This is a genomic window from Mesorhizobium sp. M7A.F.Ca.CA.002.05.1.1, assembly GCF_003998335.1.
Lineage (GTDB): Bacteria > Pseudomonadota > Alphaproteobacteria > Rhizobiales > Rhizobiaceae > Mesorhizobium.
On record NZ_RZQI01000028.1, the window covers coordinates 9,338 to 16,471 of the forward strand.

Sequence of the window (7,134 nt, forward strand, 5' to 3'; positions counted from 1 at the left end):
TCGGACCCATCCGCGCGGGCGGTCGTGAGGTAACTTCCAAAAGACGCGATGCCGGCTGGGACATCAGCTATTGCAACTACGATTCATGGGCGGCAGGCACCTGCCGGCCGAAGGATCCCAGGCAAATGTAAGCCGCTTTCAAGCGCGTCGCTTTGCGCGCTCGGCTGACGATGTGGCCGGCGTCGAACACCGGCCACTCTGACGGCGCACGGTAAATCCGTTATTGCTCCTTCTTGAACTGATCCTGGAAGATCAGCTGGCCCCAAGTGCGGCCGCGTGCGTGCACCAGTGCGCCGCCCTCGTTGAGCTTCCCCAGCTTGACCGGTGCGAACCCGAGTTGTTTGGCCAAGACCGCCACGGGAGCGATCGCGTCCTCGTCGTCGCTCGAAAGAAAGACGACCCGGTGGCCGCCCTCGACGATCGGATCGGCAGCCAGGGTGGCCGCAATCAGGTGATTGAAGCCTTTGACGAGCTTGGCGCCGGTGAACGCCTTTGCGACGAAGGCCGAGGACGGCAGACCGTCCAGTTCTTCGGAGACTGGAAACACGTTCGTCGCGTCGATGATCGTCTTGCCTTCCCAGCTTGACAGCGCCTTCGCGACATCTGGGTGCGATTCGAAGCGGACAGCCAAAAAGATGATGTCCGCCTTGACCGCGTCCGCCAGCGTTTTCGGGATGATCGTGGGTCCGATCGCGGCCGCGGCTGATGCAAAGCTTTCCGGGTCGCGCGTGGTTGCCACGGACACTTCGATGCCGTTGCGGGCAAACGCCTTGGCAAGAGCCTGGCCGATCTTGCCGAAGCCGATAATTGCATAGCTCATGTATATTCTCCTTCAGTTTACCAGGCCCTGCGGGCTCGGGATATCGAATGGATGAACGGCGGGGCGTAGCGGGTCAGATTTGCGCCAAGCCCCCGTCGACGGCGACCTCGCTGGCGGTCATGAAGCTGCTGTCGGGCGACGCGAGAAACGCAGCCGCCGCCCCGATCTCCGCTGGATCGGCCATCCGCTGAAGCGGATTCATCGAGGCGAAGGCCTTCAAGCCCTCCTCGCCTATCGCTGCCTTCGCGAGTTCGGTCGCCGTCGGCCCGGGCGACAGCACGTTTACCCGGATGCCGGTGCCTTTCAAGTCTTCCGCCCAGGTCCGCGCGAGGTTGCGCACGGCCGCCTTGCTCGCGCTATAGACGCTGAATGCGGGCGCGCCCGTGGTGCCGGCGCTCGATCCGGTCAGGATAATCGAACCGCCCTCGCCCATCAGCGGCAGCGCCTTCTGGACCGTGAAAATCGTACCCTTCACATTGGTGTTGAAGGTTTCGTCAATGTGCTCGGCGGTGAGCTTGCCGAGCGGAAGCAGGCTTCCCACCCCGGCGTTGGCGAAGATGATGTCGAGGGTTCCGCGCTCGGCCTTCACCGCCGCATAGAGCCGATCGAGGTCGGCCTCATCCGAGACCGAGCCCTTCACCGCGCGGGCATTGGGCCCGAGTTCGGCCACAGCGGCGTCTAGCGCGTCCTGCCGGCGGCCGAAGATGAAGACGAAGGCGCCCTCCTCGATGAAGCGCTTCGCTGCGGCGCGGCCGATGCCGGTGGCGCCACCCGTAATAACCGCAACCTTACCGTCCAGTTTTCCCATGACTCAATCCTTCCAGCTTCTGTCTTTGCTCGTTCGGGGTACGCCCCGAGGACCTCTAGATGGGCCCGTCGGGGTCAGGTGGTGAGTGCGGAAGCGCGCACATCGGTGGTGCAAAATCGATCCGCTTTCAGGGCTGACGCCCGCCGCGACGATCCGTGTCCGCCATTCGGAATTGCGCCGCCCCTGTCGACATAAGCTATGATGTCCCGCCCCTACCGCTGTAGGATGTGCTAGATACGGGCTTTGGAAGGCGCACCGCGCGGTGCCGGATTGCACCATGATCGACTGGGATGACATTCGCTACTTTCTAGCCGTCGCACGCGGAGGCTCGGTGCGGGCTGCCGGCGCGCAGCTCGGGGTGAATCACTCGACCGTGCTGCGACGCATCGCACAGCTTGAGGAACGCCTCGGGGCGCAAATGTTCGAAAAGCTGCCTTCGGGCTACCGCCTGACGGCTGCGGGCGAGGAGGTCCTCGAGCTCGCGAACCAGATGGAAGCGTCGTCTCACCAGCTGGAGACGCGCGTCTTCGGGCGCGACCAGAGCGTGCGCGGGCTTCTGCGGGTGACGCTGGCACCCCCCCTCGCGACACACCTGCTCATGCCGGACTTCGCCGATTTCGCGAGTCTGCATCGCGACATCGAGATGGAAATCCTGTCGTCCGGCGAACTGGCAAATCTGACCAACCGAGAGGCCGACGTGGCGATCCGCGTCGTCTACGACCGCAAAACCCTGCCGCTCAATCTTCACGGCCTGAAGGGACCGGAGGTGTTCGGCGGCGTTTACATGTCCCGCGATCGCCTGGCCGCGTGGCGTGCGGGCGCAGCTGATCCCATCCGGTGGATCGTCATAAGCGCTCATGGGATTCCGGAATGGGCCAACGCGGGTGAGGTTCGCACCACGGGGGTTCCATTCAGGACCACGGACGCCGAGGCGCAGATCGTTGCCGTACGGCAAGGTCTCGGGATCACGACACTGCCGTGCTTCGTCGGAGATGCCGACCCCGTGCTGGTGAGGGTGCCGGGCACCGATCTGCACATGTACGGAACGCTCTGGCTTCTCACCCAGGGTGAGACACGCAAGACGAAGCGCGTGCGGCTCTTCACGGAGTTCATATCCCGCAGGCTCGCCGCCTACGCTCCGCTTCTCACGGGACTATCCATATCGCGCGACTGACGCCCAGCGGGTCGACGCTGCGGTGAATGAGCGGACAGCGGCACCTATTGCGGTTGCAGATGCTCAGCCATGAAGTCGATGAACGCCTCGGTCTCAACCTGATCTGTCGACTGGCCGGCCAGAGAACATTGAACTGATCGGTCTCGTCGGGGGCATAGGCGATGTAGGAATGGGCGGCGACGGAACAGAAGCTCTCGGAACGGATGCCTTCTCCGAAGATCCCTATGCTTCAGAGCGCGTGACCAGTCGCTGATCTGACCTCAGGCCGAGCCATCGGATTGGTGCTCGGCAATCGCACTCAGAAAAACCTGGCCGAACTCCTTCAGCTTTGCCGCCCCAACTCCATTCACTTCAGCGAAGGCGTCGAGGTCGTGCGGGCGGCGCTCGGCCATGTCGATCAGGGTGCGATCGGAAAACACCACATAGGCCGGCACCTGACGCTCCTTGGCGAGCCGCAGTCGCAAGGTCTTCAGCGCGGCCAGCAGCCCGGTGTCCACATCCGATTGCCCGAAATCCTGCCCGGAGCGCGTCTTGCCGCGCAAGGCGCGGCTGCGCACCTCGACACGATAATGGAACGGCATCTCGCCACGCCCAAGCGCATGGCCTTTTTCGGCGATGGCGAGGCCGCCATGACCGGCCGGATCCGGCATCAGGAACCCGCCTGCGACGAGCTGCCGGATCAGCGACAGCCAGAAATCCTTCTTGTGCGCCAGACCGCTGCCGAAACTCGTGAGCCTCTGGTGGTTCCTGGCAAGCACCTTCTCGGTTTCATGGCCGAGCAGGATGTCGATGACATGGCCGGCACCGAAGCGTTCGCCACTCTGGGCGATGGCTGCCAGGATTATCCGCGCCTCCGCTCCGCCATCGGCGCGCGGCGCCTGGTCGAGGCAGGTGTCGCAATTGCCGCAAGGCTGCGCTTCTTCGCCGAAATAGCCGAGCAGCACCTGGCGACGGCACTGCGCCGTCTCGCAATAGCCGATGCGCCTCGTCGACGGCGATCAGGCTGACATCGAGCCTGGCCAGCGCCTCGAGCATCCGCTCGGTCATCAGCCGCTCCGGCGCGAGATAGAGCAGGCGCGTCTGGCCTGAGGCGACGCGACGCCATGCGGCGATATTGGCATCGCGGTCGATCGAGGAATTGATCGTATCGGCAGCCACGCCGGCAAGCCGCAAGGCGGCGACCTGATCCTGCATCAGCGCCACCAACGGCGAAACGACAATGGTGAGCCCGCCCAGGACAAGTGCCGGGACCTGGTAGCAGAGCGATTTGCCCGCACCCGTCGGCATGACGGCCAGGACATGCCGCCCGGCCAGCAGCGCGTCCATGACATCGGCCTGGCCGGGGCGAAAATCATCGAAGCCGAACACGTCCTTCAGCACGCGCCGCTTGGGATCTCGCTCTTCTGTCGCGACGGCCGCCGGTGCCCGCATTACCGCGCGTCCACGGTCGGCGTGCTTATTGGCATGTCATAGCCGAACTCGGCGCAGAAACGCCGGACGCCGACGAGAAATGCCGGGGGCAGACCGCCGAGATAGGTCCTGAATTCTTCATTCCGTTCCCATTTTCTCAACGAAGCCACCCGGATCGGATTGTTCGGATCCTCGCTGAAACGAATGCGCGGTGTCAGTCCGAACGATTGCGCGATTCTGTCCTGCTGCGCATCGGGCGCGCCGATCATGTCTTCGTAGCGGACAAAGAGTATCTGCCGGTGCGGTTGTGCCTTCTTCAGCCGGGTCAGCGCGTCGTATTCGGCCAGCCAGCGATGCGGCGTGACGTGGAACCGACGCTCGTTGCGTGTTTGCGGATGCGAACTTGTCAGCGTGTCGAACGGATGGCGCACGCAATAGATCAAGCCGATGGAGGGAGGGAGCTTCGCCAGATGCGCAAAACCGCGCGCATCGCGCTTGACGACGAGGTTCGATTCCGGCCGGTCCAACATGTCCAGCATTGTGTATCGCGCTTCGGGCGGATGGACGAAAATGTCCTCGAAACACCTCATCAGCCGCTGTGTCAGCGTCGTGCCGCTGCGCGCGCAACCCGAAATGAAAATTCTGTTGGCGGGCGCCGCGCGTGCGTATGTGCGTTTTTGCATGCGCTGTTTCAGAGACAGCGGCACGAACCGCAGAAACTCCCGCACAACCCTTCGCGCAGCCGCTCCAAACGCAGCCTCAAGCCTGTGAGCGCCCTTCATCCGCAATTCCGCAGGGCCGCCCGGCACGAAACGCGCCGCTTGGGGTCCATGGCCAAGATACTCGTCGCCGATATCAGCATCAGGCAGACACCGGACTGGAATTCCTGGATGGGAGAGGATGGGAAATCGGTCAAAACGACTCTCTGCATGGGCACCATGCCTTAGCGCAGCTGTCATCGTGCCACAACAGGAACAGGTCGCCTGCAGCCTGCGCCTTCCCTTGCAACACCTTTACCTCGCTGGATTCCTTCACCCAGCAATGTAAGCTCGGCTCCGCTAGCCAGGGAGGATGCGATGCTGCAGACCAGACAGGATGTTCTCGGCGAGCGGTTCCACCTGCAGCGCGCCGCCTTCGAGGCGCAGCCTTTCCCCAACTTTGGCATCCGCAAGGATCGCCTGAAACGCCTGCTGGCGCTGACCGAGCGGCATGAAGCCGACATCTGCACCGCCATCGACACCGACTTCGGCGGCCGTTCCGCGCATGAGACGCGCCTTGCGGAACTGTTCGTCGTGCGCGCCGGCATCCGCCACGCGCTGTCGCATGTCAGGGGCTGGATGCGCGAACGCCGCGTTGTCACCACCATGCCGTTCCTGCCCGGCCGAAATCGCCTCGTCCCGCAGCCGCTCGGCGTCGTCGGCATCGTGTCGCCCTGGAATTATCCTTTCCAACTCGCTGTCGCGCCGGTCACGGCGGCACTCGCGGCCGGCAATCGCGTGCTTATAAAACCTTCCGAATTGACCCCGGCATTCTCAGTGCTGCTGGCCAAACTCGTTGCCGAGCATTTCGCACCCGATGAGCTCAGCGTCATCACCGGCGATGCCGAGATGGGAAAGGCCTTCGTGTCGATGCCTTTCGATCATTTGCTGTTCACCGGCTCGACCGCGGTCGGACGCCAGGTCGCGATCGCCGCGGCCGCCAACCTGACCCCGGTCACGCTCGAACTCGGCGGCAAGTCGCCGGCAATCTTCGATCCGTCCTGCGATCTCGATGCGGCGGTATCCAGCATTGCCTATGGCAAGCTCTTGAATGCCGGGCAGACCTGCATCGCGCCGGATTATCTGCTGGTGCCGAAGGGGCAGGCAGGCACGGTCGCTGTCAAGCTCGCAACGGCGATCGCGAAGCTCTACCCGACCTTGCGCGACAACCCCGATTATACCGCCATCATCAGCGACCGGCACCACCAGCGCCTGCGCGACATGATCACTGAAGCGCGTGACGCAGGCGCCGATGTCACCGAAATCAACCCGGCCGGCGAAGAGCTGGGTGCCAAAAGCCGGAAGCTGCTGCCGACTCTGGTCCGCAACGCCGGCGCAAACCTGCGGCTGATGCGCGAGGAGATTTTTGGGCCGGTGCTGCCCATCGTAGAATACACCGGGATCGACGAGGCGATTGCCGATGTGAACGGAGCGGAGCGCCCGCTGGCGCTCTACTGGTTCGGCCGCGACAGCGGCAATCGTCAACGCATCCTGCACGAGACTATTGCCGGCGGTGTCACCATCAACGACTGCATGCTGCATCTGGTACAGGAAAACCAGCCTTTCGGCGGGGTCGGCGCCAGCGGCATGGGCGCCTATCACGGCGAGTGGGGATTTCGGACGTTCAGCAAGGAGAAGCCGGTTTTCACACAGTCGCGGCTGAGCGCCGGAGCCTTGTTGCGCCCGCCCTACGGCAAGACGTTCGAGCGGCTCTTCAGCCTCCTGCGTCACATCACCTGATCGAGCGAGCGCAGCCTCCGGTTCGTCGTGCCATGCAGCGCCGGCGCATTAAGACTATCTTCACCACGGTGCGGCAGGGTCCTCATCCTGCGGTGATGTCTTGAGTACCGCGGCGCCACAAGCGCCCAGGCAACAGACCCGCGCCTCTTTCGGGGTGCGGGTCATTCCCGCTCGATCTCTTACCCTTGGCTAGCCGAGGAAATCGGCCCGGTGCGGCGTGAAGCTGTCGACCAGCCGCCCTGCTTCCAGGGCCTTGACGCCGTGCACCAGACCGGACGGCACAATGAAGCTGCCGCCGGTCTCGATGGTTTCGGTCCTACCGTCGATGGTCACCTCGAAGCGGCCTTCGGCGACATAGCTTGCCTGGACATGCGGGTGCGAATGCAGGGCGCCGACGCCACCCTTGTCGAAGCCGAATTCGACC

The 7,134-nt window shown here is 63.7% G+C and carries 6 protein-coding genes and 1 pseudogene; 2 read left to right on the forward strand and 5 right to left on the reverse strand.

What is annotated here, in order from left to right; translation table 11 throughout:
- Nucleotides 1–220: 220 nt before the first annotated feature.
- A complete protein-coding gene (locus EN939_RS03070) occupies nucleotides 221–820 on the reverse strand; it encodes an NADPH-dependent F420 reductase (protein ID WP_127266894.1) in 600 nt (199 codons plus the stop codon).
- Nucleotides 821–893: 73 nt separating this feature from the next.
- Complete coding sequence (locus tag EN939_RS03075; protein WP_127266895.1) at nucleotides 894–1,628, reverse strand: SDR family NAD(P)-dependent oxidoreductase; 735 nt, start codon at nucleotides 1,626–1,628, stop codon at nucleotides 894–896.
- Nucleotides 1,629–1,905: 277 nt separating this feature from the next.
- Between EN939_RS03075 and EN939_RS03080 the strand changes: the two genes are divergently transcribed.
- Nucleotides 1,906–2,802 (forward strand): LysR family transcriptional regulator, encoded by an 897-nt coding sequence (locus EN939_RS03080; RefSeq protein WP_127266896.1) that lies wholly within the window; start codon nucleotides 1,906–1,908, stop codon nucleotides 2,800–2,802.
- Between the two features lie 260 nt (nucleotides 2,803–3,062).
- Here the strand turns inward: EN939_RS03080 and EN939_RS03085 are convergent.
- Together EN939_RS03085 and EN939_RS03090 are read right to left on the reverse strand one after the other, a co-directional pair.
- A pseudogene (locus EN939_RS03085) lies at nucleotides 3,063–4,233 on the reverse strand (RQC domain-containing protein).
- Nucleotides 4,233–4,895 (reverse strand): sulfotransferase family protein, encoded by a 663-nt coding sequence (locus EN939_RS03090; protein ID WP_245456759.1) that lies wholly within the window; start codon nucleotides 4,893–4,895, stop codon nucleotides 4,233–4,235. Before EN939_RS03090 ends, EN939_RS03085 begins: the two are co-directional and overlap by 1 nt.
- A 393-nt stretch (nucleotides 4,896–5,288) precedes the next feature.
- Between EN939_RS03090 and EN939_RS03095 the strand changes: the two genes are divergently transcribed.
- Nucleotides 5,289–6,710 (forward strand): coniferyl aldehyde dehydrogenase, encoded by a 1,422-nt coding sequence (locus EN939_RS03095; RefSeq protein WP_127266898.1) that lies wholly within the window; start codon nucleotides 5,289–5,291, stop codon nucleotides 6,708–6,710.
- A 189-nt stretch (nucleotides 6,711–6,899) separates the two neighbouring features.
- On the opposite strand, the gene EN939_RS03100 is transcribed toward EN939_RS03095, so the two are convergent.
- The coding region (locus EN939_RS03100) for a cupin domain-containing protein (protein ID WP_164750870.1) at nucleotides 6,900–7,134 on the reverse strand (235 nt) is incomplete at its 5' end.

What these genes read in the sequence shown, in the direction of transcription:
- EN939_RS03070 (WP_127266894.1), bottom strand. Translation starts at nt 820, where the DNA reads ATGAGCTATGCAATTATCGGCTTCGGCAAGATCGGCCAGGCTCTTGCC.
- EN939_RS03075 (WP_127266895.1), bottom strand. Translation starts at nt 1,628, where the DNA reads ATGGGAAAACTGGACGGTAAGGTTGCGGTTATTACGGGTGGCGCCACC.
- EN939_RS03080 (WP_127266896.1), top strand. Translation starts at nt 1,906, where the DNA reads ATGATCGACTGGGATGACATTCGCTACTTTCTAGCCGTCGCACGCGGA.
- EN939_RS03090 (WP_245456759.1), bottom strand. Translation starts at nt 4,895, where the DNA reads ATGCAAAAACGCACATACGCACGCGCGGCGCCCGCCAACAGAATTTTC.
- EN939_RS03095 (WP_127266898.1), top strand. Translation starts at nt 5,289, where the DNA reads ATGCTGCAGACCAGACAGGATGTTCTCGGCGAGCGGTTCCACCTGCAG.